1 protein-coding gene is annotated in these 2250 nt (G+C 63.8%); it reads left to right on the forward strand.

The window, feature by feature from the left end; genetic code table 11:
• Positions 1-2250: condensation domain-containing protein (locus tag AB0M18_RS36575; RefSeq protein WP_365765721.1), on the forward strand; the 2250-nt coding region annotated here is incomplete at both ends.

The raw sequence follows: 2250 nt of genomic DNA on the forward strand, positions 1-2250 counted from the left end.
TGCCCACTCACTCCACCCCCACCACCTACACCCACCTGACCGTCATCCCCCTCACCCCCAACGGCAAGACCGACACCACCGCACTCCCCACACCGCAGCAAGGACGCGACGTGGCGCTCGGTCCAGTGGTGGAGCCTGGAAGTGCGCTGGAAGGTGAGTTGGCCGAGTTGTGGCGGGAAATCCTCGGCCTTGAGCGCGTCTCTGTCCGGGACGGGTTCCTCGCGTTGGGTGGGAACTCCCTTGGCGCCGTGCACATCGCATCAAGGGTCGCTCAGCGTTATGGGATTCGGCTGTCGGTGGACGCCATACTGTCGCAGGGGACGATTGCCGATCTGGCCTGCAGGATCGAAACAGCCGGTTGCCGCGACGTCGCGGTGGAACCTCTTGAGCGTGTAGGGCGATGTGGGCCATTGCCCGCCACTGTGGCGCAGCAGGGCCTGTGGTTCATCGAGCAGGCGCACTCCGGTCGCCCTGTGTACAACGAGGTCATCACTCTGCGGCTGAGCGGTCCGCTAGACGCCCAGGTGCTGCGACAGTGCCTGCACCAGTTGGTGGCGCGTCATGAGCCGCTTCGCACCGCCTTGAGCATGATCGATGGACGGCTTTGCCAGCAGATTCATCGTGTCGGCGAGACCGCACTATCTGAGTGGGACGTCAGCTGGCTAACGGATGACGGCCGGCAGGAAGCAATCGAGCGACTGGTCCGGCAGACGGCGGGGCGGCGAATCGACTTGGAAGTCGGCCCGTTCCTGCGGGCACATCTCGTGCGGATGAGTGCCGATGAGCACGTATTGCTGTTGTCGATGCATCACACCGCGATGGACGGCTGGTCGGTCAAGGTTCTCTTCGCGGACCTCGCCACACTGTATCCGGCCGTCAAGAATGGCCTTACTGCCGAACAGCCTTCGCCAGGTGCCCAATTCGCCGACTTCGCCGCGCTCCAGCATAGCGAACTGGCAAACGGCGCATACGACGAAAGCATTGCCTACTGGCGTCATCAACTTGCCGACGTCCCGCAGAGCCTGCAGCTCCCCACCAACCTGCCTCGTCCGGACCAGCCCAGCGGAAACGGCGCACTGGCCCGCACGCTCATCCCAGCGCCCGTGATGGCTGAGGTCGACCAACTGGCCCGCGCAACCAGCACTACCCGCTACATGGTCCTGCTTGCCGCATTTCAAACGCTGTTGTCCCGATACACCGCACGCGAAGACATCCTCGTCGGCACCCCCGCCTCCGGTCGCCCTCATCCCGATCTCGACCACACGGTGGGGTACTTCATCAGTATGCTCCCCCTGCGAGCCCGAATCTCCCCCGATACCACCTTCCGCCAGCTGCTTCAACAGGTGCGCGATACGGTGGTCCAGGCCTACGCGCACCAACTGCCGTTTCCCCGGCTTCTTGAGGAGTGCGGTGTACGAGCCGAGTCTCTGACCCCTCTGGTTCAGGTGGCGATGGTCCCACAAGACGCCTACCCGCAGGCCTTTCAGATCGACGAGCTCCACGCGACCGTCGAGTACCCCGACCCTGGCATTGCCAAGCATGATCTGACCCTGTTGCCGATTCCCGACGCGGCCGACAACGGCCTGCACGTCCACGCCGAATATCGCACCGACCTGTTCGAACCCGATCAGGTCGAACGACTGCTCGGACACCTGTGCGCGCTGCTGCAGTCTGCCCTCGGCCGTCCGGACGTTCCCATGGCTGCTCTGACCATGCTCACCGATGCCGAGGAACACAATCTGTCTGCTGGCTGGCATGGCAGATCCCTTCAGCAGGACGACTCGCTGTCGGCGCTGGCAATCGTCGATCGGCAAGCTGCGTCACGGCCGTCATCAGTTTTGGTGATGGATGGTCAGACTTCATTGACCTACAGCGAGTTGGTGATGCGCGCGAACCGGCTGGCGCACTACCTGCTTCGGCGTGGAGTGGAACACGGGGACCGTGTGGGTGTGTGCCTACCGCGCAGTGTCGAGGCCTTGATCGCCTTCCTCGCGGTGTGGAAGGCAGGCGCCGCCTATGTGCCATTGGACCCCGCCTACCCCGTCACCCGGCTGGCGTTCATAGCAGAAGACTCCGGAGTGGCGCTCACCCTGACACAGGAATTGCTGTCCCAGGACGAGCAGGTCATCGCTTCCTGCCCCACACATGATCCCGGCGTGCAGGTGGGTGGGAGTGACCTGGCCTATGTGATGTATACGTCCGGTTCGACGGGGCAGCCGAAGGGGGTGCAGGTCGAGCATCGGAGCATCG

Source organism: Streptomyces sp. NPDC051909 (genome assembly GCF_040681095.1).
In the GTDB taxonomy this organism is placed as follows: domain Bacteria; phylum Actinomycetota; class Actinomycetes; order Streptomycetales; family Streptomycetaceae; genus Streptomyces.